At 67.4% G+C, this 25,805-nt stretch carries 15 protein-coding genes and 2 pseudogenes; 9 read left to right on the top strand and 8 right to left on the bottom strand.

Annotated elements, in window-relative coordinates; genetic code table 11:
• Position 1: 1 nt before the first annotated feature.
• Entirely contained in the window at positions 2–3,433 is a 3,432-nt protein-coding gene (locus ACW173_RS11665; RefSeq protein ID WP_492085522.1) for an indolepyruvate ferredoxin oxidoreductase family protein, read from the bottom strand.
• Positions 3,434–3,575: 142 nt separating this feature from the next.
• Here ACW173_RS11665 and ACW173_RS11660 point away from each other — a divergent pair, with 142 nt between their 5' ends.
• The 6 genes from ACW173_RS11660 to corA all read left to right on the top strand — a co-directional run bounded on the left by ACW173_RS11660 (position 3,576) and on the right by corA (position 8,780).
• Complete coding sequence (locus ACW173_RS11660) at positions 3,576–4,073, top strand: Lrp/AsnC family transcriptional regulator (RefSeq protein ID WP_047409974.1); 498 nt, start codon at positions 3,576–3,578, stop codon at positions 4,071–4,073.
• 67 nt (positions 4,074–4,140) lie between these two features.
• A complete protein-coding gene (locus tag ACW173_RS11655) occupies positions 4,141–5,340 on the top strand; it encodes an SMP-30/gluconolactonase/LRE family protein (protein WP_492085520.1) in 1,200 nt (399 codons plus the stop codon).
• A gap of 71 nt (positions 5,341–5,411) precedes the next feature.
• On the top strand, positions 5,412–6,308 hold the full coding sequence (locus tag ACW173_RS11650) for a pirin family protein (RefSeq protein WP_492085519.1): 897 nt from the start codon (positions 5,412–5,414) through the stop codon (positions 6,306–6,308).
• Positions 6,309–6,378: 70 nt separating this feature from the next.
• Entirely contained in the window at positions 6,379–6,678 is a 300-nt protein-coding gene (locus tag ACW173_RS11645; protein ID WP_492085517.1) for a hypothetical protein, read from the top strand.
• 88 nt (positions 6,679–6,766) lie between these two features.
• Positions 6,767–7,801 (top strand): adenosine deaminase, encoded by a 1,035-nt coding sequence (locus ACW173_RS11640; RefSeq protein WP_492085515.1) that lies wholly within the window; start codon positions 6,767–6,769, stop codon positions 7,799–7,801.
• A 10-nt stretch (positions 7,802–7,811) separates the two neighbouring features.
• Positions 7,812–8,780, top strand: a complete 969-nt coding sequence (corA, locus tag ACW173_RS11635; RefSeq protein WP_492085513.1) for a magnesium/cobalt transporter CorA — start codon at positions 7,812–7,814, stop codon at positions 8,778–8,780.
• Here corA and ACW173_RS11630 read toward each other — a convergent pair.
• The 5 genes from ACW173_RS11630 to ACW173_RS11610 all read right to left on the bottom strand — a co-directional run bounded on the left by ACW173_RS11630 (position 8,777) and on the right by ACW173_RS11610 (position 15,939).
• Positions 8,777–9,277 carry a DUF2199 domain-containing protein gene (locus ACW173_RS11630; RefSeq protein WP_492085512.1) on the bottom strand — a complete coding sequence of 167 codons (501 nt, stop codon included), beginning with the start codon at positions 9,275–9,277 and terminating at the stop codon, positions 8,777–8,779. The genes corA and ACW173_RS11630 overlap by 4 nt on opposite strands.
• Before the next feature lie 46 nt (positions 9,278–9,323).
• Positions 9,324–10,319 carry a DegT/DnrJ/EryC1/StrS family aminotransferase gene (locus ACW173_RS11625; RefSeq protein ID WP_492085509.1) on the bottom strand — a complete coding sequence of 332 codons (996 nt, stop codon included), beginning with the start codon at positions 10,317–10,319 and terminating at the stop codon, positions 9,324–9,326.
• 226 nt (positions 10,320–10,545) lie between these two features.
• Positions 10,546–12,081, bottom strand: a complete 1,536-nt coding sequence (locus ACW173_RS11620; RefSeq protein ID WP_492085508.1) for a class I adenylate-forming enzyme family protein — start codon at positions 12,079–12,081, stop codon at positions 10,546–10,548.
• 143 nt (positions 12,082–12,224) lie between these two features.
• Positions 12,225–14,315, bottom strand: a complete 2,091-nt coding sequence (locus ACW173_RS11615) for a 3-hydroxyacyl-CoA dehydrogenase NAD-binding domain-containing protein (protein WP_492085506.1) — start codon at positions 14,313–14,315, stop codon at positions 12,225–12,227.
• A 397-nt stretch (positions 14,316–14,712) separates the two neighbouring features.
• Complete coding sequence (locus tag ACW173_RS11610; RefSeq protein ID WP_492085505.1) at positions 14,713–15,939, bottom strand: serine hydrolase domain-containing protein; 1,227 nt, start codon at positions 15,937–15,939, stop codon at positions 14,713–14,715.
• Positions 15,940–16,061: 122 nt separating this feature from the next.
• On the opposite strand from ACW173_RS11610, the gene ACW173_RS11605 reads away from it, so the two are divergent.
• The 3 genes from ACW173_RS11605 to ACW173_RS11595 all read left to right on the top strand — a co-directional run bounded on the left by ACW173_RS11605 (position 16,062) and on the right by ACW173_RS11595 (position 20,740).
• Positions 16,062–18,008 (top strand): ATP-binding protein, encoded by a 1,947-nt coding sequence (locus ACW173_RS11605; RefSeq protein WP_492085503.1) that lies wholly within the window; start codon positions 16,062–16,064, stop codon positions 18,006–18,008.
• A gap of 278 nt (positions 18,009–18,286) precedes the next feature.
• On the top strand, positions 18,287–19,522 hold the full coding sequence (locus tag ACW173_RS11600; RefSeq protein WP_492085501.1) for a TetR/AcrR family transcriptional regulator: 1,236 nt from the start codon (positions 18,287–18,289) through the stop codon (positions 19,520–19,522).
• Between the two features lie 90 nt (positions 19,523–19,612).
• On the top strand, positions 19,613–20,740 hold the full coding sequence (locus tag ACW173_RS11595; protein WP_492085500.1) for a hypothetical protein: 1,128 nt from the start codon (positions 19,613–19,615) through the stop codon (positions 20,738–20,740).
• A 191-nt stretch (positions 20,741–20,931) separates the two neighbouring features.
• On the opposite strand, the pseudogene ACW173_RS11590 reads toward ACW173_RS11595, so the two are convergent.
• Together ACW173_RS11590 and ACW173_RS11585 are read right to left on the bottom strand one after the other, a co-directional pair.
• Positions 20,932–22,221, bottom strand: a pseudogene (locus ACW173_RS11590) (aminotransferase class V-fold PLP-dependent enzyme); the annotation flags it as partial.
• A 194-nt stretch (positions 22,222–22,415) separates the two neighbouring features.
• Positions 22,416–25,801, bottom strand: a pseudogene (locus ACW173_RS11585) (TonB-dependent receptor).
• Between the last annotated feature and the right edge of the window lie 4 nt (positions 25,802–25,805).

The following is a 25,805-nucleotide window of genomic DNA, read 5'->3' as shown; positions in this document are numbered from 1 at the left end:
ATCAGCTCCCGCACCACCGCTCCCACAGCTTGGCCTCGGCCGCCTTGGCCGTTACGACCGAGGCGTCCTTGACGTGGCCGTAGCCGCGGATCTGTTGCGGTACCTCTGCGATCTTGACCGCCAGCGGCAGGCTCTCGGTCGAGAGGCCGGCGGCCAGGCGGTCCAGGGTGACTTCGTACGAGGCCATCAGGCCGCGCTCCATCTTGCGCTCCTCGGTATGGCCGAAGATGTCCAGGGCGCCGCCGCGCAGGCCCTTCATCCTGGCCATCATCGGGAAGGCGAGGTCGAGCATCCAGCCGCCGAAGGCGATCTTCTTGGGCTTGCCGTCCGGGCCCTTGGGGGCCAGCAGCGGCGGCGAGAGCCAGACCTTGGTCTTGCCGCCCTTGAAGGTCCCGGCCAGCTCGGCCGCGAAACGGCCGTCGGTATAGAGGCGCGCGACCTCGTACTCGTCCTTGTAGGCCATCAGCTTGTAGAGGTTCACCGCCGCCGCGCGGGTCAGGGCCTCGCCGCCAATGGCGGCTTCGGCGGCGCGCACCTTGGCGACCTTGTCGGCATAACGCTGGGCATAGGCGGCGTTCTGATAGGCGGTGAGCTCACGGATCCGGTGAGCGATCAGGTCGTCCAGAGGCATGACCTCGGGCGTGGCGACCTTGTCTTCCTTCACGGCGACCGCGGATGGATCATGAGCAATGCGGCGGCCCAGCTCGAAGGCCTGCAGATTGGCCTCGGCGTCGACCCCGTTCAGCTTGATGGCGCGATAGAGGGCGCGGCTGGACAGCGGGATCACCCCGCGCTGCCAGGCGAAGCCGACCATGATCATATTGGCGTAGATCGCGTCGCCGAACTCCGTCTCCGCCAGGCGCTGGGCCGGGCAGGCGTCGAAGGTCTGGGTCGCGCCCTTCACACGACGAGCCATGGCCCCGCTGTCGAAGCGGACGTCGCGGCTGGTGACGAACTCGGCGGTCGGCGCGAAGTCACTGTTGCCGAAGGCCCGGGTGCGGTCCTTGGCGTACAGCGACAGGCCTTCCGGCGAAGCGGCGACCAGCAGGTCGCAGGCGATCAGCACGTCGGTGCTGGCCGCGGCGACACGGCCGCCGACGATGCTGTCCTCGGTCTCGCCGATCTTGACGTGGCTGAACACCGAGCCGCCCTTCTGGGCCAGACCGGTCATGTCCACGACACTGCCGGCGCGGCCGTCGATGTGGGCGGCCATGGCCAGGATCGAAGCCACGGTGGTGACGCCGGTGCCGCCGACGCCCGTGAACAGGATCTTGCGCACGCCGACCAGCGGCTCGAACTCGGGCAGCGGCGTCGACTCGGCGGTCAGGGCCGCCGGCGGCTTCTTGGCGTTGGCGCTCTCGGCCCCTTCCAGGGTGATGAACGACGGGCAGAAGCCCTCGACGCAGCTGTAGTCCTGGTTACAGGACGACTGGTTGATCTTGCGCTTGCGGCCAAACTCGGTGGCCAGCGGCTCGACCGAGACGCAGTTGGACTTCACCGAGCAGTCGCCACAGCCTTCGCAGACCAGCGGGTTGATGAAGACGCGCTTGGTGGCCTTGGGCATCGAGCCGCGCTTGCGGCGGCGGCGCTTTTCGGTGGCGCAGGTCTGGTCATAGAGCAGCACGGTCGTTCCGGGCGTGTCGCGCAGCATCTCCTGCACCCGCATCAGGTCCGAGCGCGGGAAGATCTCGACGCCGGGAGCCAGATCGGTGACGCCCTGGTAGCGTTCCAGCTCGTCGACGACGATGACGGTCTTGGTCACGCCCTCGGCCGCCAGCTGGCGGGTGATCTGGGCGGGGGTGAAGCCGCTCTCGGCGCGCTGGCCGCCGGTCATGGCGACGGCGTCATTATAGAGCAGCTTGTAGGTGATGTTGGTCTTGGCCGCGACCGCGCCCCGGATCGCCAGCGAGCCCGAGTGGTTGTAGGTGCCATCGCCCAGGTTCTGGAAGACATGTTTTTCGCTGGTGAACGGCGCCGCGCCCACCCAGGTCAGGCCCTCGCCGCCCATGTGGGTGTTGAGGTCGGTCATCGGGTCGTTGAACCCGGCCATGTAGTGGCAGCCGATGCCGGCGAGCGCGCGGCTACCATCGGGCAGTTTGGTCGAGGTGTTGTGCGGGCAGCCCGAGCAGAAGAACGGCTTGCGGGCCTGGTCGGCGGCCAGGCTGACGGCGGCGACGCCGGCGGCCGAGACGCGGTTCAGATAGGCGCGGGCCCGCTCCATGTGCGGGCCGTCCGGCAGGCGGTCGTAGATGGCGAGCGCGATTTCGGCCACGGACAGCGAGCCAAGCTCGGACAGCAGCGGCGCGCCGCGTTCGTCGATCTTGCCGATGATGCGCGGACGCGCCTGCGCGGGGAGATCATAAAGAGCCGCCCGAGCCTGCGGTTCGATCAGGGCGCGCTTGTGCTCGATGACCATCAGGGTCTCGAGGCCGGCGGCGAAGGCGCGCAGACCCAGCGGCTCCAGCGGCCACGGCATGCCCACCTTATAGATGGAGACGCCGAGGTCGGCGGCTTCCTGCAGGGTCATGCCCATGGCCGTGAAGGCCTCCAGCACGTCCTTGTAGGCCTGCCCCTGGCAGACGATGCCCAGGCGAGCCTTGCCCACACGGACGTGCGAGGCGCCCAGCACCACGCGGTCGATCTGGTTGGCGCGGGCGAAGGCCAGGGCGGCGGGCAGCTTGTGCAGCCGCATCCGCCGTTCCTTTTCCATCGGCTGGTCCTTCAGCCGGATGCCCAGACCACCAGGAGGGAAGGCGAAGTCGGGGATCACCGCGTGGTGGCGGCCCAGCGAGACGTCGATCGTCACGCCCGAATCCATGGTGTCGGCCAGGGCGATCATGCCCGTCCACAGACCCGAGAACCGCGACATCGCGATGCCGAGGACGCCGTAGTCCAGGACCTCCTGTACGTCGGCCGGCGACAGCACCGGCATTTCAAAGTCCTGGAAGGCGAATTCCGACTGCGACGGCAGGGTCGAGCTCTTGCAGCCGTGGTCGTCGCCGGCCACCGCCAGCACGCCCCCGGTCGGGAAGGTCCCCGCGAAATTGGCGTGCTTGAAGACGTCACCAGTGCGGTCGACGCCGGGCGCCTTGCCGTACCACATGCCGAACACGCCATCATAAAGCGCGCCGGGGAAAAGATTCGCCTGCTGGCTGCCCCACACGGCGGTGGCGGCCAGGTCCTCGTTGAGGCCTTCCTGGAAGACCACGTCGTGCGCGGTCAGCAGCGTCTTGATACGCGCCGCCTGCTGGTCGAGACCGCCCAGGGGCGAGCCGCGATAGCCGGACAGATAGCCCCCGGTGTTCAGCCCCGCGAGGCGATCCAGGCGCTTCCGATCCAGCAAAACCCGCAGGAGAGCTTGCACGCCAGTGATGAAGGCGCGGCCATCTTCGAGCACATATTTGTCGTCTAGAGTGACTTCCGAGTGCCGCATGGCAAAAATTTTCCTCCTGGGTCTTCCCGCCCGTTACGCAATATCTTATAGAAGCGCGGAAATTGTTTGCCCAAGGCGTGCCCGACTCGGGGTCGTTTTGCGCAAGAAGTGAGCGTCAACGCCCGCTGGGGGGAGGAATTTCTTGTCCGAACAACTCGACGCCGTGGATGCCAAGATCCTGGATCTCATCCAACACGACGCCGGACTGTCCGTCGCGGAGATCGCCGAACGGGTCGGTCTCTCGTCCAGCCCGTGCTGGCGCCGGATCAAGCGCCTGGAGGACGCCGGCGTCATCCAGCGTCGCGTCACCATCCTGGACCGTGAAAAGCTGGGCCTGGGCTTCGAAGTCTACTGCACCGTCAAGCTGTCTCTTCCGACCAAGGAAAATCTCGACACGTTCGAACAGGCGGTCGGCAAGTGGGCCGAGGTCGTGCAGTGCGCCACCGTGACCGGCGCCGCCGACTACGAGATGCGCATCGTCACCCGCGACATGCGCGCCTTCGACGAATTTCTGCGCGACAAGCTGTTGTCCCTGGGCCTGGTGTCGAACATCGAGAGCCGCATCGTCATCCGCGGCGTCAAGAACTCGACGGCCGTGCCGCTGGGCCTGATCAGCCCCTATGTCAGCCCGCTGGGCTAGGCGCTTCGCCCTGGGAGGGCTCGCCCTCCTGATCGCCGCCCCCGCATTGGCGGAGGGGCGGCTGCCGATGGTCTTCCGTCTTCGTAGGGAAGCGACCGCCGCCGTCCGCGCGGGCGACGGCGCCCTGGCCCGGGCGCGGATGACCGAAGCCCTGGCCTTGATCCCGACCCATCCCGGCGTGCTGCTGGGCGCGGCTCGGCTGACCGCGCCGCTGGATCCGGCCGGCGCTGTCGCGCTGGTCGAGCGTTACGCCCGACTCGGGTTCTTTCTCGACATCACCGCCGACGAGACGCTCGCGCTTCTGGCCGCGCGTCCCGACTTCACGGATGTGGCCGAACGCCTGGCCTCCAATCGCGAACCGGTCGGCCAGCTCTCGCCCATCGCCGCCCTGCCCGGCGCGCCACTGGCCGAAGGCGTCGCCTACGATCCCAAGCGCGAGCGCCTGCTGGTCAGCCAGGTCCATGGCCGCAAGATCGTGGCCGTCGCCACCGACGGGACCGTCTCGGACTTCACCCCGGCCGCCGACGATCTCTGGTCGTTGTTCGGGATCGTCGCCGACCCGCAAGCCCGCGCGCTGTGGGCTCTGACCTCGGCGACCGACCAGACCCGGGACCTCGCCCCCGAAGCCAGGGGCCCCACCGCCCTGCTGCGGATCGACCTCGACACCGGCAAGGTCCTGGCCCGCCACGCCCCGCCCGACGACGGAACCAAGCGCCAGCTGGGCGACCTGACGCTCGCGCCCGACGGCACGATCTATGCCGCCAACAGCCTGGGCGGCGAGATCTGGCGTCTGAAGCCCCACGCGAAAGACCTCGACCTGCTGGTCCGCTCCGAAGAGATCGGCTCGGCCCAAGGCCTGGCGATCTCGCCCGACGGCAAGGCTCTGCTAGTCGCCGACTATCCCAGCGGCCTGCACCGCATCGACCTGGCCACCGCCGAGGTTACGTCCGTCGCGCTCCCGGCCGACCTTTCCCTGATCGGCGCCGACGGCGTGCTGCGTGATGGCGAGGCGCTGATCGTCGTCCAGAACGGCGTCACCCCCCAACGCGTGCTGCGCCTGTCGATCTCTCCGGATGGTCGCGAGGTCGGGCGGGCCGAGGTCCTGGCCGCCAATCTGCCCGACCTGGACGAACCGACCGGCGGCGTTCTGCGCGGCCGTGACTTCGTCTTCGTGGCCCGCAGTCAATGGAGCGACTTCGGCCCGAACGGCCAGCCGCGTGACAGGCTTGCCCCCGCCAAGGTCATGTCCCTGCGCATCGCGCCTTGAGCGCGCTTTTCGACAAGACGCTCACCGCGCTCAACCGCTAAACTCCGCCTCGATACTCGCCGGAGCCTTCCATGATCGACCTCGTCTTCGAAGCCCGCCGTCGGGACCTTGGCAATTTCGAGGTCGGGCGGGTGCTGCCGTTCCACGCCCACCGCATGGTCGGGCCGTTCATCTTCCTGGACCACATGGGCCCCAACGCCTTCCAACCGGGCTTCGCCAAGAGCGCCGACGTTCGTCCGCACCCGCACATTGGCCTGTCGACCCTGACCTATCTGTTCGAGGGCGAGATCACCCACCGCGACAGCGTCGGCTCGTTGGCGGTCATCAAGCCCAACGAGGTCAACTGGATGACCGCCGGGTCGGGCATCACCCATTCCGAACGCTTCGAGGGCCTGCGCGAGCACGGCGGCCGCATGGACGGCATGCAGGCCTGGGTGGCCCTGCCGAACGAATTCGAAGAGACCGCGCCGCGGTTCACGCATCATGAAGGCCCGTCCGACCTGCCCTACTACGAGAATGGCGGGCTGAAGGCGCGGCTGATCGCGGGCGAGGCCTTCGGAGCCAAGTCGAACGTGCCGGTGTTCTCGCCGCTGTTCTACGTCCACTGGGAGCTGGAGCCCGGCGCGGTCGCGGCCTTGCCGGCCGAGTATTCCGAGCGCGCCGCCTATATCGCTTCGGGCCGCGTCGAGGTGGGCGACCGTGAGCTGGTCGAGACCCAGATGGCTATCTTCGCCCCCGGCGACACCGTTGTGTTCAAGGCCATCGAGCGTTCGACCGTCATGCTGCTGGGCGGCGAGCCGGTGGGTCCGCGCTTCATCGAGTGGAACTTCGTCTCCTCGTCCAAGGACCGCATCGAACAGGCCAAGTCCGACTGGAGGGCTGGCCGCATGAAGCTGCCAGACCTGGACGACGAAGAGTTCATCCCGCTGCCGGAGACCACCCCTCCGCCCCCGCCTCAACCCCTCTGAGGCAACTGAACCTCCGCCTTGGAATTATCTCCTGACCCGGCGCGAAGGCCGGACGTGGGAGAAGACGCTCATGCGTATCGTGACGATCGCGGCCGTGGCCGCCCTGGGCCTGACGCTGATGGCCTGCGAGAACAAGGCCGAGAAGGCGCAGGAAGCGGCCGCCGAAAGCAGCAACGCCGCGAGCGAGAGCGCCGCCGCGGCGGCGGCCGCCCAAGCCGCTTCCGACGCCACGGCCAGCGCCGCCACGGCCACGACCGAAGAAGGCAAGGAAGCCGCCGGCGACGCCGCCGCCGCCGCCGGTGACGCCGCCGAACAGGCCGGCGATGACGCCAAGAAAGCCGCCGAGAAGGCCCAGGACGCGGCGCACTAGGCCTCGATCACCAACAAACCCCGTCATCCCGCGACATGTTCGTGGGATGACGGTTGATCGAAAGCCGATTGGGGGACCATAAAACCCCATGACCGACACCGTCTCCTCCGACTTCTCCTTCTCTGAATTTGTCAGGGGCCTGCCCAAGGCCGAGTTGCACATGCACATCGAGGGCAGCCTCGAACCGGAACTCATGTTCGAGCTGGCGCGGCGCAATGGCGTCGCCCTGCCCTACGCCTCGGTCGAAGAGATTCGCGCGGCCTACGACTTCTCGAACCTGCAGGACTTCCTGGACATCTACTACCAGGGCGCGGGCGTGCTGATCACCGAGGCGGACTTCAAGGACCTGGCCCTGGCCTATTTCAAGCGCCTGGCGGCCGATGGCGGGACCCACGCCGAGATCTTTTTCGATCCCCAGACCCACACCGATCGCGGCGTCGCCTTCGATACGGTGATGAAGGGCCTGCTGGCCGGCATGGACGAGGCCGAGAAAACCCTGGGCGTGACGTCCAAGCTGATCCTCTGTTTCCTGCGCCACCTGTCGGAAGAAAGCGCCTTCGAGACCCTGGAGCAGGCCAAGCCGTGGCTGTCGCACCTGGCCGGCGTCGGCCTGGACAGCTCGGAGGTCGGCCATCCGCCGGCCAAGTTCGCCCGCGTCATGCAGGCCTCGCGTGACCTGGGCCTCAAGGTCGTGGCCCACGCCGGCGAGGAAGGCCCGCCCGAGTACGTGTGGGAGGCCATCGACCTGGTGAAGGTCGACCGCATCGACCACGGCAACCGCGCCCTTGAGGACGAGGCCCTGACCGCGCGACTCGTGAAGGATGGCACGACCCTGACGGTCTGCCCGCTGTCGAACCTGAAGCTGTGCGGCGTGCCCAGCCTGGACGTTCACCCGCTCAAGACCATGCTGAACCTGGGCCTGAAGGCGACCGTCAACTCCGACGATCCGGCCTATTTCGGCGGCTACCTGCTGGAGAACTACCTGGCCACCGCCGGCGCGATTGGCCTCACCCGTGAGGATGTCGTCACCCTGGCCAAGAACAGCTTCACCGGCTCGTTCCTGAGCGAGGCCGAGAAGGCCCAACGGGTGGCGCAGGTCGACGCCTACGTGGCGGCGCACTGATCATTCGCCCGTGACCGTCGTCGCCGCCAACGCCTATGTCGCCGGCAAGGCCGTTCGCGCGCTCAGCCTGGACGATCCGGATAGCCTCTCGCCGCGGGGCGACGAGTTCGTCTGGATCGGCCTCGTTGAGCCGGACGAGGCCGAACTGCGCGTGCTTCAGCAGGCCTTCAACCTGCACCCGCTGGCGGTCGAGGACGCGCTGAACGCCCGCCAGACGCCCAAGGTCGACGTCTACGGAGAGCAGCTGTTCGTTGTCGCCAAGACCGCTCACCTGGACAACGACCACATTATCTACGGCGAGACCGACTTCTTCGTCGGCCGCCGGCACCTGATCACCGTCCGCCACGGCTCGGCCCGGGCCCATACCGAGCTGCGGGCCCAACTGGAGGCCGCGCCGGCCCTGCTGGCCCACGGCGTCGACTATGTACTGCACGCGGTGCTGGACTTCATCGTCGACGGCTACATGCCGATCGTCGACACGATCGAGGACGACCTGCACGCCTTCGAGCGGCGGGCCCTGGACGCCTTCCTCAGCCGCGCCGAGATCGCCCGCATCTTCAACCTTCGTCGGGCGCTGATGAAGTTCAAGAAGCTGCTGGGCCCGATGACCCAGGTGGTCAGCGCGCTGGAGCATCACGACCTGCCCTGCATCGACACCGAGGTGCGGGCCTATTTCCGCGACGTGCGCGACCATATCCAGCGCACCGAGATCCTGGTCGACGGCCTGCGCGAAGTGCTGACCTCGGTGTTCGAAATCAGCAGCCTGCTGGAACAGCAGCGCCAGGGCGTGATCACCCGCCAGCTCGCCGCCTGGGCCGCCATCCTGGCCGTGCCGACGGCGGTGGCCGGCATCTACGGCATGAACTTCGAGCACATGCCCGAGCTGAAGTGGGAGTACGGCTACTACGGCGTGCTGGCCGGGATCGCGGTGATCTGCGGCCTGCTGTTCCGGCGCTTCAAGACGGCGGGCTGGCTTTAGGCGCCGCAGATCTCGAGGATCTCGTGATGCCGCGCGGCGTCGATGCCGTCGCGCTGCTCCTGCGCCAGCCGGCTCTTGTCGCTTTCTGGTAGGGTCAAGGTCGGTCGCTGGTCCGGGGTCTGGAACTGGATGAGGAGGCGAGTGCCCAGTGTGGTCCCGGGATAGGGGCTCAGCCAGTTTGCCAGCTTGCCCGGTTTGAGCGGCTCCTCGCGGCCGTCTTCCTCGTAGAGATCGAGATAACGCTCGAAGACTTCGGCATCGACCTCGGCCCAGACACCCCAGCCGAAGTAGTCATCGCTACCCTTCATGGGCACGGGCAGGATGCAGCGGATGAAGTGGCGATCACCCCACTGACAGAGATCATCGTTGAAGTGCGCCTGCTCCTCACGCTCGGCCTCCGGGATAGCCCAGACCTCATCGGGCAGAGTAAAGCCACGGTCCTTGGACAGGCCTTCATGTTCTCGACCACAGGTAGCGCAGAAAAAGGTCTCGGCCATCGTCATCCTCGGAACGTCGACCGAATGACTAGGTCATTCCGACACCTTAGGCCACCGCGTCGCGCAGGGCGTCGCACAGGCGATCCAGGCCCTCGATGTCGAGGTTCGGGTCCAGGGTGATCACCACGGTCGAGGCCGCCAGGTGGTCGGCGGTCGGGGTATCGTCGGTGGCCACGGACCGGTCGCGGACCGAGCAGCTGGCCTGGACACCCGCCGCCTGAAGCTTCCAGGCCACGGCGCCGGCGTCGTCGGTGGGCAGCGAGAGGGCGCAGGTCGGGGCGATCCAGCTCATGCCCCAGCCCGGCTGGAAGCCGACGCCGCTGTCGAGCAGCAGGACACGCAGTTGCTGGGCGGCGCCGCACAGACGCTGACGCAGGCCCGGCCAGGCGGCCAGGCCATCGTCCCCGGCGAAAGGCGCGGCGTCGATGGCGTTGATGCAGGTAGCGTCTTCGCAAGCCACGAACACGCCCGCCCCAGCGGGGAGACCGACGAGAACAGGAACCGGAGCTTCGATCACGACGTCGAAGGCGCCGGCGGCGTCGATCAAAATCGGCAGGCCGGTCTCGGCGCGGAAGGCGGCCCAGGCGCGCATGTCGGGCGCGCGGCCGTGGGCGGCGGCGGGAACGATGGCTTCCAGCGGACCGGGCGCTTCGGGCAGGCGCTCGCGCAGGTGATTGGTGTCGAACATGGCGCTGAACGGGTCGACATCGACCAGCCAGGCCTTGAGACCCGCGGCGGCGACGCCGGCCAGGGTTTCGGGATCGGCCAGGGCCGAGACGACGCAGATCCCGCCTTCGCGGACGCCCAGGGCCTTCAGCGCCGCGGCGGTGGCCTCCACACGCTCGGCGAAGGCGCGGATGGCGACGGGACGGGCGAAGCGGCCCGCCAGACGCTGGTCCAGGTCCGTGGCGTGGCCAGCGGCGCCGAGCGCGGCGGCGACCGCGTCGAAGTCGATCGGCGCTACGCCAGGCCCACTGGGAGCGCGGACAAACGCCTTCCGCTGAAGGGCGTTGAGCTGAGCGGCGGCGAGCTTCGGGAGCATTTCAGACGCAATCCACGACGAACCGTGCGACCCGAATGGCCGCACCATATGGTTAAGCAACCGTATTCATCGATTCCGCCTGGCCTAATGTGGCGCGCGGTCGCGGCAAAAAAGTCCCAGAGCCTGTCCATTTCGCATGCAAATGCGAAATGGATGAACAGGCTCTGATTCAAACACTTAGGGCGCGATGGCCGCCGAAACCGCAGACACTTTCGGCTATCGCGCCCTACCCGCTAGGCTGAATTTGCCATGAGTCGCGCAGTTCGCGCTTCAGCACCTTGCCGATGTGACTGCGCGGCAGGCTGTCGACGACACGGACATCCGCCAGCCGCTGGGTCTTGCCGACCTGGCCGTTGACGAAGGCCTTGATCGCTTCCGCGTCGGCCGCGCCCTTCACCGCCACGAAGGCCACCGGGGTCTCGCCCCAGGCGTCGGACGGCACGCCGACCACCGCCGCCTCGACCACCGCCGGATGCTGGACCAACACCGCCTCCAGGTCGGACGGATAGATGTTGAAGCCGCCGCTGATGATCATGTCCTTCTTGCGATCCATCAGCGTCAGGAAGCCGTCCTCGTCGAAACGCCCCACGTCGCCGGTGCGGATGAAGGTCCAGCCCTCGGGTGACGTCCAGATGGCCTCGGCGGTCTTGTCGGGGCGGCCGTGATAGCCGTTCATGGTCGCGGCCGAGCGGCCGACGATCTCGCCGACCACGCCGGGACCGACCTGGACGCCGTCCTCGTCGATCAGGCGGATGTCGTGGCCCGGGGCCGGGCGGCCGACCGTGTGCAGCTTGTCGGGATGCTCGTGGGCGATGAGGATGCAGGTGCCACCGCCCTCGGTCATGCCGAAATACTCGACCAGGCCGCCGGGCCAGCGTTCCAGAACCTGCTGCTTCAGCTCGGCCGCGAACGGGGCGCTGGTGCAGAACTTCAGATGCGTGGACGACAGGTCGTAGTCACCGAAGTCGGGTCGCTCCATCAGACGGCGGTACTGCACCGGCACCAGCATGGTGTGGGTCATGCGGTGCTTCTGGGCCAGCTCCAGGTACTTGCCGGCGTCGAACTTCTTCATCAGCACGACCGTGCCGCCACCGGCCAGGGTCGGGAAGAAGCAGACCAGGGTGGTGTTCGAATAGAGTGGTGTCGAGAGCACGGACACCGCCGTCGGGCCATAGCCGACGCCATCGCCCCGGAACACGTGCTTCCAGCGCATGCCGTGCGACTGGACGATGCCCTTGGGCGTGCCGGTGGTGCCGCTGGAATAGATGATGTTGAACGGATGCTCGGGGCCGATCTCGACGGGCGCCGGCTGGGCGTCGAGCGGGGCGAGCCAAGCGTCGAAGTCGCGATCCAGATCGATCTGCCGGACCGGGATCGGCGCGGGCTTCTGAGCTTCGGCCACGCCGGCGTCGAGGAAAAACAGCTTGGCCCCACAATCAGCGACCATGCCGGCGATGGCGTCGGGCGTCGACGACGGGGCGATCGGGGCCACGGCGACGCCGGCCCGCAGGGCGCCCAGGAACAGCGCCGCATAGGGGATCGACGAGAGGGCGCAGACGGCGACCGCCTCGCCGGGGTTGACGCCATCGCGCTGCAGGGCGGCGGCGACGCGGTCGGCCAGGGCGTCGAACTGGGCGTAGGTCACCGCCTCGCCGGTCTCCATGATCACGGCCGGATGGTTGGGACCTTCCCGCGCGCGCAGCCGGAGAATGTCGCCGAGCGTGCCGTAGTCGGCGGACATCATGGCGGCGATGGTGGTCATGGGAACGCCTCTAGCAAACTCCCTTCCCCCTTGGATGGGGGAAGGGTCGGGGATGGGGGTGACACCGTTCGAAGTGGGAGCGCGGCTTTAACCGCCGCGTCACCCACCCCCGCCCCTCCCCCATCAAGGGGGAGGGAGATGGATCAAGCGTCCTTGAACCCCTTGCCCTCGGCCACCAGGCGCTCCAGCAGGGCCGACGGCTTGAAGTCGTCGCCCAGCGTCTCGTGGAACTCCCGCATCTTGGCCAGGATCTTGTCCAGGCCCACCAGTTCGCCCCAGAACATCGGACCGCCGCGATAGACCGGCCAGCCGTAGCCGTTGATCCAGACGATATCGATGTCGGACGCCCGGATGGCCTTGCCCTCTTCCAGGATCTTCGCGCCCTCGTTGACCATCGGATACAGGCAGCGCTCCAGGATCTCCTGGTCGCTGATCTCGCGGCGCTGGATCTGGCGCTTCTCGGCGAAGTCGCGGATCACCTTCTCGACCTCGGCCGACGGCTTGGCGTTGCGGTTCTCGTCGTAGTCGTAGAAGCCCTTGCCGTTCTTCTGGCCGCGACGGTCCATCTCGCACAGCACTTCGCGCACGGTGGACGAGCTGGACTTGGTCGAGTCCCAGCCAATGTCGAGGCCGGCCAGATCGCTCATCGCGAACGGCCCCATGGGCAGGCCAAAGTCGTACAGCACCCGGTCGACGTCCCAGGGCATGGCGCCTTCCAGGATCAGTTTCTGGGCCTCGCGCTGGCGCTGGGCCAGCATGCGGTTGCCGACGAAGCCGTGGCAGTTGCCGACCAGCACCGCGACCTTGCCGATCTTCTTGCCGATCTGCATCGAGGTGGCGATCACCGACTTGTCGGTCTTCTCGCCCCGGACGATCTCCAGCAGCCGCATGACATTGGCCGGCGAGAAGAAGTGCAGGCCGATCACGCTCTCGGGCCGGCTGGTCGAGGCGGCGATCACGTCGATGTCGAGATACGAGGTGTTCGAGGCCAGGATCGCGCCCGGCTTGGCGATCTTGTCCAGCTTGCCAAAGACCTCCTTCTTGATCTCCATCAGCTCGAACACGGCCTCGATGATCAGGTCGCAATCGGCCAGGTCCTCGAGGTTCATCGAGGGCGTCAGCAGGCCCATGCGCTTTTCGACGTCGTCCGCCGTCAGCCGGCCCTTCTTGGCGGTGTTCTCGTAGTTCTTGCGGATGACGCCGACGCCGCGCTCCAGGTTCTCTTGCTTGGCCTCGATGATCGTCACCGGGATGCCGGCGTTGAGGAAGTTCATCGAGATGCCGCCGCCCATGGTGCCGGCGCCGATGACGCCGACCTTCTTGACGGGGATGATCGCGGTGTCGTCCGGCACGTCCGGGATCTTGGCGGCCTGGCGTTCGGCGAAGAACACATAGCGCTGGGCGGCCGACTGCGTGCCGGTCATCAGCTCCATGAACAGGCGGCGCTCTTCCTTCAAGCCTTCCTCGAACGGCAGGTTCACCGCCGCCTCGATGCATTTGATGTTGTTTTCCGGGGCCATGAAGCCGCGGAACTTCTTGGCGTTGGCCTTGCGGAAGTCGGCGAAGATCTCGGGCTTGCCGCGCGAGGCCTCGACCTTGTCGTTCAGCTCGCGGACCTTGTTCAGCGGCCGGTCCTCGGCCAGCACCACGCGGGCGAAGGCGATGGCCCCGTCGCGCAGGGCGCCTTCCTCGACCAGCGAGTCGAACAGGCCCATGGCGAGCGCCGCCTTGGCCGGCACGTGCTGGCCGCTGGTGACCATCTCCAGCGCCTTCTCGACGCCGACGATGCGCGGCAGGCGCTGGGTGCCGCCGGCGCCCGGCAGCAGGCCGATGTTCACCTCGGGCAGGCCGGCCTTCGCGGAGGGGACGGCGACGCGGTAGTGGGCGACCAGCGCCACCTCCAGCCCGCCGCCCAGCACCGTGCCGTGGATCGCGGCGACCACCGGCTTGGGCGAATTCTCGATGACGTTCTGGACGTCCTGCAGGCTGGGGCCGGTCATGGCCTTGCCGAACTCGGTGATGTCGGCGCCGGCGATGAAGGTCTTGCCCTCGCAGATCAGCACGATGGCCCGCACGGCCGGATCGGCGATGGCGGCGTCGAACGCGCCTTTCAGCCCCTCGCGGACGGCGGCCGACAGCGCGTTGACCGGCGGCGAGTTCAGCGTGACGACGCCGATGTCGCCTTCGACGGAAAGATCGGTGACGGCGTTGATCGCGGCCATGGCGGTTTCCACCCTGCTTTTCTAGTTTGAACGATTGTTTGAAGCCAGCCTGCACGCCCAGGCGAAGATGTCCAGAGCTCCGTGGCGGCGCCCGATTTCAAGGCGCCGCCCGTTGACGACGCGTTCGGCATACTACAAATTCGAAATCAGAGTTTCAGCCGAGGTCATCCGTGGGGACGGATGCGACGCCGCTCATGGCGGAACGCCGCATTCATCTGAAATACAGAGAGAATGATCCGTGCTGGGGAGGGCGTTCGCGGGAAGTCATGGGCTTTGGGCGCGACTTGCACGCGTCCTGACGTTTCGAAGTCGGTGGATTCCGCGAGCGTGGCGTATTGCTCGCAATGCGTCGGACTTTGGTAAAGCGCAACTCGGCGCGGGAGGGCATCCCGCGCCGCTTTCTTAGCGGTCAAGCCGCGCTGTCGGTGAAGGCCGAATAGACCAGCGTCCGCAGCTCGCGCCGGATCGGATAGGCGGTCGACGGCATGAGCTGGGTCATGAACACCACCGCCAGGTCCTCGACCGGATCGATCCAGAACGCCGTCGAGGCCATGCCGCCCCAGAAATATTCGCCCAGCGAGCCCAGGTTCTTGGTCCGGGCCTGGTCGATGGTCACGGCGAAGCCCAGGCCAAAGCCCAATCCCTCGAACACCGCCTCGCTGAACAGCGACTTGGACATGTGGACCAGTTCCCGCCCGCCGGGCAGGTGGTTCATGGTCATCAGCTTGATGGTCTTGGGACTGAGCAGCCGCGCGCCGTCCAGCTCACCGCCGTTCAGCAGCATGCGGCAGAAGCGCATGTAGTCGTCCGCCGTCGAGACCAGGCCGCCGCCGCCCGACTTCACCGCCGGGTCGCTCAGGAAGCGGCTCTTCTCCGGATCATCCTGCGGCGCCACCTTGCCCGACGGCGTCAGGGCGTAGCAGGCGGTCAGGCGGGACCGCTCGCTCTCCGGCGCGAAGAAGCCGGTGTCGCCCATCTTCAGCGGATCGAAGATGCGGGTCTTCAAGAACACGTCGAACGGCAGGCCCGAGATCTTCTCGACCAAATAGCCCAGCACGTCGGTCGAGACCGAATAGTTCCAGGCCTCGCCCGGCGAGAACTCCAGCGGCACGGTCCCCAGGGCGTCGACATAACCTTGCAGCCCGCCCTCGCTGTCGATCCCGTCCAGCTTCAGCTTGCGATAGGCCGCGTCGACATTGGTGCGGTTCTGGAAGCCATAGGTGAGGCCGGAGGTGTGGCGCAGCAGGTCCAGCATCCGCATCGGCTCGGCCGTGCGCTTGGTCTGGAACGCGCCCAGCCCCCCGGCCACGAACACACCTTGGTCGCGCCAGGCCGGGATGAAGCGGTGCACCGGATCGTCCAGCGACACCAGCCCTTCCTCGACCAGCATCATGAAGGCCACGCTCGTGACCGGCTTGGTCATCGAATAGATGCGAAACAGGCTGTCGGCCTTCAGCGGTTTGCCCCGCTCGATGTCGGCGCTGCCCAGCACGGACGTGTAGGCCAGTTGCCCGCGTCGCCAGACCTGCGTCAGAGCGCAGGGCAGCCTTCCGCTGTCGATATACTTGCCCTTGAGGAAGGTCTCGATGCGGTTAAGTCGATCCGACGACAGTCCCACGGCTTCTGGCTTACTCAACGTCCTGCTCTCCCCTTGTTCACGACTATCGCTGGCCTGGATCAGGACTCACGTTCGGACGTTATGCCGCAACGTAAACTTTACCCGATCCTGCGATACCGATTGAAAACGAGGGAAACGGGATGGGCAAGCACTTGGATACCGAGGCTGCCTCCAGAATCGAAGCCGCCGCCGCTGACTGGTTCTTCCAGAGCAGCCTGGACATGTTCGTCATCCTGCAGGACGACGTGATCATTCGCGTCAACCCGGCCTGGACCGACCTGACCGGCTGGACGTCCGAGGACACCCTGGGCCGTCCGATCCGCGACTTCTTCCACCTGCACGACACCGAGGTGATCCACGCGATCGCCGACGCCCTGCGCATGGTCGGCCAGGCCCGCTCGCAGCATCGCCTGGCCCGCAAGGGCGGCGGCTGGCTGTGGGTGCGCTCGCAGTCGAAGGTGCTGCCCGGAGCCGGGGCCGACGGCGGCCTGCTGATCGTCTTCCAGGACTTCAGCGAGGACCGCGCCCGTGAGATTTCCCGCCAGCAGGTCGAGCGCTCCAACGAGCTGCTACGCAGCGCCGCCGGCGTCTATGTCTGGCGCTTCAACCCGCGCAAGGGCGTCTACGTCTTCGACCAGGACATCCCTACCCCCAGTTCGCCCCAGGGCGGGGTGCGGACCATGACCGTCACCGAGATGACGATGTCGATCCACGAGGAAGACCGCGAACGCGTCTGGGGCGCCTTCTCCAAGACCCTGCGCCGCGGCGAGCATGTCGAGATCGACTATCGCTATCTTGATCCCGCCAACGGTGAGTGGGCTCACATGCACTGCGCCTGGCGCGGCGTACGCGGCTCCAGCCCCGACGCCTGGGACGTCATCGGCATCAGCCAGAACGTCACCGAGCTGGTCGCCGCCCGCGACGCGGCCCTCGGCGCGGCCGAGGCCAAGAGCCAGTTCCTGGCCAATATGAGTCACGAGATCCGCACCCCGATGAACGGTGTGCTGGGCGTGCTGCACCTCTTGAAGAACGAGAGCCTGACCGACGATGGCCGCCGCCTGCTGAACGAGGCCTTGGGTTGCGGTGAGATGCTGTCGGCGCTGCTGAACGACATCATCGACTTCTCGAAGATCGAGGCCGGCAAGCTGGAACTGGCCACGGAGCCGGTCGAGCCCGCCGAGCTGCTGGCCGGCGTCGCCGACATGCTGCGGCCGCAGGCCGAGGCGAAAGGGCTCTACTTGCGCGTGGAGGCGCCCCCCAGAGGAAAAGAGGGCGACCTGGGCTGGGTGGCCACCGACCCGCTGCGCTTGCGCCAGGCCCTGTTCAACCTGCTGGGCAACGCCGTGAAGTTCACCCTGGAAGGCGGCGTCGTGGCGCGGCTTTCAGGTCGCCGAAACGGAGACCGCGCCCGCCTGCGCTTCGAGATCCAGGATACCGGCGTCGGCATCGGCGAGGAGGCCGCGGCGAACCTGTTCGAACGGTTCAGGCAAGGCGACGGCTCCACCACCCGCCGCTTCGGCGGCTCGGGCCTGGGCCTGGCCATCTGCCGCCGCCTGGCCGAGATGATGGGCGGCGAGGTCGGCTTCGAAAGCAAGCTGGGCGAGGGTTCGACCTTCTGGCTGGAGGTCGAGGCCGACGCCTGCGCCGCATCGACGGGCGAAACCGAAGAGGCCGATGGCGCGCTGTTCGGCGGCCTGCGTATCCTGCTGGTCGAGGACAACGCCACCAACCGCCTGATCGCCGGCCGCATGCTGGAGGCCCTGGGCGCGCGGATCGACATCGCCGAGGATGGCGTCCAAGGCGTGGCCGCCGCCACGCGGGGCGGCTTCGACCTGATCCTGATGGACATCCAGATGCCCGGCATGGACGGCGTGGAGGCCACCCACCGCATCCGCGCCTTGAAGGGCCCCGCGGGCGAAGTCCCGATCCTGGCCATGACCGCCAACGCCATGGCCCACCAGCAGGCCGGCTATCTGGCCGCCGGCATGGACGGCGCCATCGCCAAGCCCCTGTCGCCCACCGCCCTGACCCAGGCCATCGCCCAGGCCCTCACGGCGGACCGACCGGGGACGCGCAAGGCGTCTTAGGCGCGATGAACGCGTTCAAAAGCTCCGCTGTCATCCCAGAAGTCTCGTGAAGCCCGTCGCGACGCCGCCATGCACCAGGGTCGAAACGTCGTTCGCCGATCATCCGCGGCGCCTCGAAAATGGGGTGGGCTGCAACAATCCTGACAAACCCTGGCTGTACGGCCCCCTTATTGTCCCGCGACGGACGGAGGTGGCCTTTAAGCCACCTCTTCGGGCGCCTAGATTGGACCCAACCGTCCAATCTCTGGCGCAACCGGCGCGCGACGGGTTTCTTGGGGTTGGTTACGATGGATGACGGTCGGATCGCGGGCGCGGCGACAGCGCGCTACGCCCGCAAGAAAGAGACGATCCTGGCGGCGGCCACGGCGATCCTGAACCGTCAGGGCGTGCGTGGCATGACGCTGGCCGACGTCGCCGCCAAGGTCGGCCTCAACACCACCAGCGTCACCTACTACTACCGCAAGAAGGACGACCTGGCCGCCGCCTGCTTCATGCGCGGCCTGGAGCGCTTCGAGGCGATGGTCGAGGAGGCCGCCGCCGAGACGACGCCCGCCGCGCGGATCATGAAGTTCCTGGACCTCTATCTCGACCTCAACCGCCAGGTCCGGCTGGGCGAGGCCACGCCGCTCACCAGCTTCACGGAGATCAAGGCCCTCAAGGAACCCCTGCGCGGGTCGATCATCGGCGCGTTCAACGACCTCTTCCGCCGGGTGCGGAGCTTCTTCGACGACCCGTCCCTGGCCCACCTGGACAAGCGCCAGCGCAACGCCCGCACGCACCTGCTGATGGAGCAGGTGTTCTGGTCGGGCACCTGGCTGCGCCGCTACGACGTCGAGGACTATGGCCGCGTGCGTGACCGCCTGGGCGACATCCTGCTGAACGGCCTGCCGGCCGGCGGCCGGACCTGGGCCCCGCGGCCCCTGCCCGATCCGACCCCGCTGTCGCCGGAAGGGCTGGAGTGGCGCGAGACCTTCCTGGTCGCCGCCACCCGCCTGATCAACCAGCGCGGCTATCGCGGCGCCTCGGTCGAGGACATCTCGGCGGCGCTGAACGTGACCAAGGGCTCTTTCTACCACCACCACGAGGACAAGGACGCCCTGGTGTCCGAGTGCTTCGAGCGCACCTTCACGGTCACCCGCCGCTCGCAGCTGGACGCCCGCGGCCTCAGCGCGGACAACTGGACCCAGCTGGCCTCGACCGCCGCGGGCCTGGCCAGCTACCAGCTGTCCGAGCACGGACCCCTGCTGCGGGCCTCGTCGATGGGAGCCTTGCCCGACACCCTGCGCCACGACATGGCCGATGGCTATGCGCGCGGCTGGCAGCGTTTCGCCTCGATCATCTCGGACGGTATCGCCGACGGCTCGATCCGCCCGATCGACCCCAGCATCGCCGCCCACATGATCAACTCGATGCTGAACGCCGCCGCCTCGCTGGGCGCTTGGGTCCCCGGCCTCGAGCGCGAAGAAGCCGCCGAGCTGTTCGCCAGGCCCCTGCTGACGGGGGTGCTGGCGTAAAGGTTGCGACCTATTAACCATAGGGTGGTCCTGCCCCAGGGGCGGCTGGTATCGTCAAGCGTCTGATTCGCTTCGAGTTCCGTCCGCGCCATGACGACGATCAACCCTTATTCGCCGACCTACGCGCCCGGCCTCACCGCCGGGCAGACGGCGACACAGCGCGCCAACCAGTCCACCGGCCATGGCCAGACGCGCGACCAGAGCCCGACGCTCAACACGCCGGCGGTCAACGTCACCCTGTCGGCCGCCGCCCAGGCCGCGCTGAAGGCCCAGACCGACTCCCGCACCACCGACGCTGTCGTGGCCGAGGCTCGGACCCAGATCGCCGCCCTGCTGAAGGCCGCCAAAACCGCAAGCGCGCTGAAGGATGGCGACCCTACGATCGATGTCGGCGGCCTGGACCGCCGCACGCTCTACGCCGTGGCCAGCGACCGGGGCGGCCCGATGGGGAACAGCTTCCCGCTGGACCAGCAGGTCGTCGCGGCCCTGGCCCTGAAGGGCCAGCACGACACCGCCCTGGCCGGTCCCGCCGCCCAGGCGCGGCTGACCGGCGACTATGCCAGCCTCTACCAGACCGCCATCGACCAGTTGGACGCCGCCGGCCCCGAGGAGAAAGCCTCCGCGGCCTGGACGCGGGAGCGCGCCGCCCTGGTCGAAGGCCGCAAGCAGGCCATCGCCCGTCCGGGCCTGGCCCCGGCCGGCATCGAGAACGACAGCGTCGCCGCCTACATGACGGAAACCGGCAGCGCCGTGGCCGGGGCCAAGACTCGCGACTTCGGCAAGGTCGCCGGCGACGTCCGCACCGCCTTGGACAAGCAGTACGAGCTGGCCTTCGCCCCCGAGGCGGCCAAGGACAGCGCCAGCGGCGAGATCGACTTCCGCCGCTTCGACGACCGCTCGCTGTCGGCCATCGCCCTGAACAAGGACGAACAGTTCTCGACCCACGAGATCGCCCAGGCCAAGGCCGAGATCCGCTCGCGCGATAGTGACGCCATCAAGGCCAGCTACCAGTCGACCAGCGAGGACGAGGGCGGCTTCGGCAAGGCGATGATCACCCGCTATGCCGGCATGACCGCCGAGGAGCGCCAAGCCTCCGGCTGGACCCCGGCCGTCTACGGCAAGATGGTCGAACTCCAGGCCTCGCGCGACAAGCTTGCCCAGATGTTCAATGCCGACGGGTCGATGGCTGGACCGCCGAGCATGCTGGACTATCTCTAGTCGGGCTTGAAGCTGCGGACACGGAAGCCAAAGCCGTTCTCACGCGTCCAGATCAGCGTAGCCGGAACTGAGGTGTATTCCGTGCCGGCGTTCGCACGCGTCCAGACCACCTCTTGCATGCGGACGAGGTCGGCCGTCTCACCGATGACCTATAGAGCTTGTGGCGAGACGGCGCGCCGGCCGCGCCGCCTTCAGACGAACATGCCATGCTCGGCCCTCAAGGCCTTGGCCAGGGCGTCGACATCGGCCTGCGTGCTGTAGAAGCCCGGCGTCACCCGGATCACCGGCCCGTTCTTGACGCCAGTGCGCCAGATGGTGTGGACGCGATAGCGCGCGAACAGCACGCGCTGAACCTGCCGGGCCTGCTCGTCGGTGGTCATGCCCTTGAGGCGAAAGCTGGTGATCGCGCAGTAGCGCTCCGGATCGTCGGGCACGCAGATCTCGACATTGGCCAGATCGCGCACCGCGTTCACCCAGCGGTCGCGCAGGGCCCGCATGTGCTTTTCCTTGGCCGCCGCCCCCACGGCGAAGTGGAAGTCCACGGCCGTCGGGATGGTCGCCACCGCAGGGAAGTTCACGGTGCCCGGCGGGACGCGGGCGTAGATCTCGCTGGCGGGCACAGTGCTGCCGAAGGCGATGTCGATATCGGCCAGGCGGCTCTTGCGGATGTACATCGCCCCCGTGCCCAGCGGGGCCGAGGTCCACTTGTGCACCGACCAGCCGACGAAGTCCGCGCCCAGGTCGTCCAGCTGGAAGTCCAGCAGGGCCACGCCGTGGGCGGCGTCGACGATCGTGTCCACGCCGCGCGCCCGGGCCATGGCCACGATCTCGCGCACCGGGGTCACCAGACCCGTGCGGTTTGAGATCTGGGTGACCAGCAGCAGCCTGGCCTCCGGCGTCTTCTTCAGCACGTCCTCGTAGGCGGCCAGGATGTTGGCGGTGGTGGCCGGTTCGGGCATGGCGAAGGTCACGACCTTCGCGCCCCGATGTGAGCCCAGCCAGTTCATGGCCGCGATCATCGCGTCGTAGTCGAGGTCGCAGTGGATCACCGCGTCGCCGGGCTTCAGCGGCTTGTAGTTGGTGATCAGCATCTGCAGCGCGTCGGCCCCGCTGCGCGTCACGGCGATCTCCTCCGGGGCGCAACCCATCTGGCGGGCGATGGCGGCATGGGCGGCCCTGAAGGTCGACGTCCAGCCCTCGCCGCCCGGCAGCACGTTGCGCGCCCAGACGGCGTTGGCGCTGTTCACGGCCGCGTTGTGCCGAGCATAGTCGTCGGCGACCACGCGCGGCATCATGCTCCAGTAACCCGCTTCCAGATTATGGACGCCGCTCATGACGTCATAGTGGCTCGGCAGGTCCGCGACCGAGATGGAGCCCGGCCGCGGGATGGTCGGCCCCGCCGTCTCCGCCACGGCCGGCGCGGCCAGCAGCGCGGGCCCTCCGACAGCGGCGGACTTGATCAAGTGGCGGCGGGTCGGCATGGCGACCATCTGGGACCTCGCGAGAGTTACAATATAACACCCATGAGGTCGCATACCGGCGAGCTTGACAAGCCCCTCGAGCCGCCGATCGTCCCGCGTTCGCGACACGACCGCTTCCTGGGCGCCGCGTGGCCAAGAAGACGGCGCGTCCCCGGACGAGGACGCGCCGCCAGTTCCCACGGACGCCAGAGGAACTAGAACTTCTTGCGGAGCCCCACCTTGTAGGTCCGGCCCAGCGGGTCGCCGGTGAACGGATCGTAGCCCAGGTCGAGGCGGGCGTAGGACGGATCCTTGTCGAAGAGATTGGTGATGGCCAGGGTCGCCGTCGTGTCCCAGGGCAGGAAGACACGATAGGCCAGGTTGGTCAGGATCTGCTTCTCGATCTTCTTGCCGGCGGCGATCGTCACGAACGCGCCCGTGGTGTCCTTGTAGGCGTTGGCGGAGAACGGCGCGGTGCGCTGGTCGGTGTAACCGCCGATATAATGGACCGACAGGCGCAGGTTATGGACGCCAGCGTTCCACTCGGCGAAGGCGTCGCCCTTCCACTTGGGGATCGGCACGACCGTGGTCTGATAGTTCAGCAGGCCCACGGCGTCGAAGGCCTTCTCGACGGTGATGCCCTCCACCACCGTGGCGCCGACGCTGTACTCGCGGATGTAGGTAGCGGAGCCGCCGAAGGTCAGGTCGCCGCCGATGACGTCCTTGAACCGGTACTCGGCCGAGAAGTCGAAGCCCGAGTTCTTCACCGGCGCGCCGTTGATGTAGTTGGTGCGCAGGCGCGCGATGCTGGTGGTCGGGGTTCCGCAGCCGCCGTTGAAGGTGAAGCGCGAGACGAGTCCCGCATAGGCCGGATCGGCGCAGTTGTTCGCGCCCGCCGCCCCGTTTGGATACAGCGAGGCGACCATGCCGGCGACCGGCTCGGCGACGATCGGGTTTTTGAAGTCGAAAGCGAAGTAGTCGATGCTGGCCTTGAAGTTGTCGACGTTGAACAGCAGGCCGAAGTTATAGGTCTTGGCTTTTTCGGGCTTCAGGTTCGGATTGCCGAAAATGTCGACGGCGCGGAAGACGCCCAGGATGCCCTGCAGCGAGGTCACCGAGGTGGTGGTGGTCAGCGGATCCGGCGGCCCGCGGAAGGTCGAGCCGGCCGAGGCGCGCAAGGCCATCCAAGGCGTCGCCTGCCAGCGCAGCGAGGCCTTGGGATTGAAGGTCGAGCCGATCGCGCCGCCGTATTTCTCGTAGCGGGCGGCGAACTGGAACTGCAGATCTTCGGTGAGCGGCGCCGACAGCTCGCCGAAGCCGGCCATCACGTCGCTCTGGTTATCGGCCTCGTTGCCGACGCCCAGGAACATGAACGGCCCGTTTCGCTGCGAGCCGGTGCAGGTGGTCACGCCGAAGTCGGGCGTGTTCACGCACGGATTGATCGCGGCGTTGCTGATGTCGTTGTAGTCGGCCTTGAAGTAGGTGCGACGGTACTGGACGCCGGCGGCCCAGGCGATGTCGCCGCCTGACAGGGTGATGTTGGTCTTGCCGTTCAGCACCGCCTCGCCGACGAACAGGCGCGAGGACTGCTTGGTCGACAGCTTCTTGAAGAACCAGTCGACCACGTCCTTGTTGTTGGCCAGGGCCGAGTTGTAGCCGGGATTGGCCACGCCGGTGATGGCGTTGCCGGGGATCGCGCTGGCGAAGGGGTTGTAGTACATGCACTGGCCGACGCCGGGCGTGCCCTGGATGCCGGGCAGCGATGGGTTGCTGTCGCACAGCGGCCCGCCCAGGCCTTGCAGCGCGAGAGCGAAGCGGTTGACCAGCGTGTCGTAGCCGGTGCGGATGCCGACTTCCTGCGAATAGGTCAGGGCGACGTCCCAGCCGATGCCGTTCTCGAACTCACCCGACAGGTCAGCGGACACGCGGAAAGCGTCGAACGAGCGCGCGCCGATCGACGGGCCGTAGCCGAACTTGGGATTACCGCCGATGCCGAACGGTCGGTTGGCCACGTTCAGCGCGCCGCCGCCGAAGATCGCGCCAGGCGCGGTCGTCGTGGCGCCGGTGGCCAGGTTTGTCAGCTGCACCGTCGGATTGGCGGCGATGAAGGCCGCGAGGCCCGGGTTGCTCGCCGGCACGAAATAACGGCCAGCCAGGGCCGCGATCGGCGCCACTTCCGCCGTGGGAACCGCGAGAGCGGCATATGAGGGTGAGGTGTTCCACTCGGGCACGTCGGTGTGGGCGTACAGCACCTCGGCGTGGAACTTGGTCTTGGCCGACAGGTCGGTGTTGACCTCGGCATAGGCCTGCACCGCGTTGGATTTCTCCACCAGATTGTCGAATGGCGTGTAGTGCCAATAGCAGACCGGAGTCAGGCCGCTGAAGCCCGGAAAGCCGCCCAGGCCGGCGCAGGCCGGGTCGCGCATGCCGCTGGTCGTGCTGGCCAGGGGAATGAAGGTCGAGGGATTACCGGCGGCGGACCAGCCGGCCTCGGGGTTGCTCAGATACGGCCGGTTGGCCCATTCGCGGTCGGCCACCGACAGCTTCGAGCGGTGCTGCCAGCCCAGGCTGGCCAGGACATTGCCGTTCTCCCAGGTGTTGCCCCAGGTCAGGCTGCCGCCGTAGTCGCCCTTCGAGCCGTCGATATGGCGGTAGTCGGCCGCCGCCTCCAGTCCCTCGAAGTTCTTCTTGGTGATGAAGTTGACGACGCCGGCGATGGCGTCCGAGCCGTAGGTGGCGGCGGCGCCGTCCTTCAGCACTTCCAGACGGCCAATCGCGGCGGCGGGAATGATGTTGGTGTCAACGATGCCCGCGCCGGCCTGGCCGAAGGGGTTAATAGCCATGCGGCGGCCGTTCAGCAGCACCAGGGTGCGTTGGGAGCCCAGCCCCCGCAGATTGACCGAGCCTGAGCCTTCCGAGCCCTGGGCCCGGCTGTCGAACTGGTTGGTGTCGCCCAGCACGCCGTTGGAGATGGACAGCGCCTTCAAGAGTTCGACGGTGGAGGGCGAGCCGCGCTTCTGAAGCTCCTCGGCGCCGATCACCTCGACCGGCAGCGCCGCATCCTCGGGCGTGCCCCGAATGAACGAGCCGGTGACGACGACCTCCTCGACCTCGACCGGGGCGTCGTTGCGCTGCTGGGCGTAGGCCGCGCCCCCGGATAGCGACATGGCCAGCGCGAGGCAGGAGCCTCCGCGCAGGAAGCTGGTTCGTTTCATTGGTTTTCCCTCCCTCGATTGTTTTTTGGTTGGCCGATCGTCTTCGCGTTCGGCCCAAATGGGCTACGGCCTGCGCTCAGCCGGGCGGCGATCTCCCGAATCCACATGTCCACACACGCGCGGTCGGGCCCGCGCGCCGCGAGGAGCGTTCTTTTTCGAAACTTGGCGATGCGCCTTCTGGAGCCGACAAACCTTGGTTCCCCTGGGTCGGACGCTTGAAAAGCCACGCATACTGCCCGGGTTTTGCAACCGAGGCGGATGCCGATCAATAAGATCGAACATCTGTTTCGATGATGCGGTATGTTTTGCAGCGCCGTCAACCGCCGCAACAATCGGGTTACAGGCCCCGCGTCACCGGGTCGCACTGCTGACAGGTATGGGATCACTGAT

It is taken from the genome of Caulobacter sp. ALps2 (assembly GCF_058681635.1).
Note: the sequence above shows the minus strand (reverse complement) of the source record. Positions and strands in the feature narration are given on the sequence as shown.

Bases quoted from the DNA above. Each gene is read 5' to 3' on its own strand.
- ACW173_RS11665 (WP_492085522.1), bottom strand. From the start codon at position 3,433: ATGCGGCACTCGGAAGTCACTCTAGACGACAAATATGTGCTCGAAGAT.
- ACW173_RS11655 (WP_492085520.1), top strand. From the start codon at position 4,141: ATGGTCTTCCGTCTTCGTAGGGAAGCGACCGCCGCCGTCCGCGCGGGC.
- ACW173_RS11650 (WP_492085519.1), top strand. From the start codon at position 5,412: ATGATCGACCTCGTCTTCGAAGCCCGCCGTCGGGACCTTGGCAATTTC.
- ACW173_RS11645 (WP_492085517.1), top strand. From the start codon at position 6,379: ATGCGTATCGTGACGATCGCGGCCGTGGCCGCCCTGGGCCTGACGCTG.
- ACW173_RS11640 (WP_492085515.1), top strand. From the start codon at position 6,767: ATGACCGACACCGTCTCCTCCGACTTCTCCTTCTCTGAATTTGTCAGG.
- ACW173_RS11630 (WP_492085512.1), bottom strand. From the start codon at position 9,277: ATGGCCGAGACCTTTTTCTGCGCTACCTGTGGTCGAGAACATGAAGGC.
- ACW173_RS11625 (WP_492085509.1), bottom strand. From the start codon at position 10,319: ATGCTCCCGAAGCTCGCCGCCGCTCAGCTCAACGCCCTTCAGCGGAAG.
- ACW173_RS11620 (WP_492085508.1), bottom strand. From the start codon at position 12,081: ATGACCACCATCGCCGCCATGATGTCCGCCGACTACGGCACGCTCGGC.
- ACW173_RS11605 (WP_492085503.1), top strand. From the start codon at position 16,062: ATGGGCAAGCACTTGGATACCGAGGCTGCCTCCAGAATCGAAGCCGCC.
- ACW173_RS11595 (WP_492085500.1), top strand. From the start codon at position 19,613: ATGACGACGATCAACCCTTATTCGCCGACCTACGCGCCCGGCCTCACC.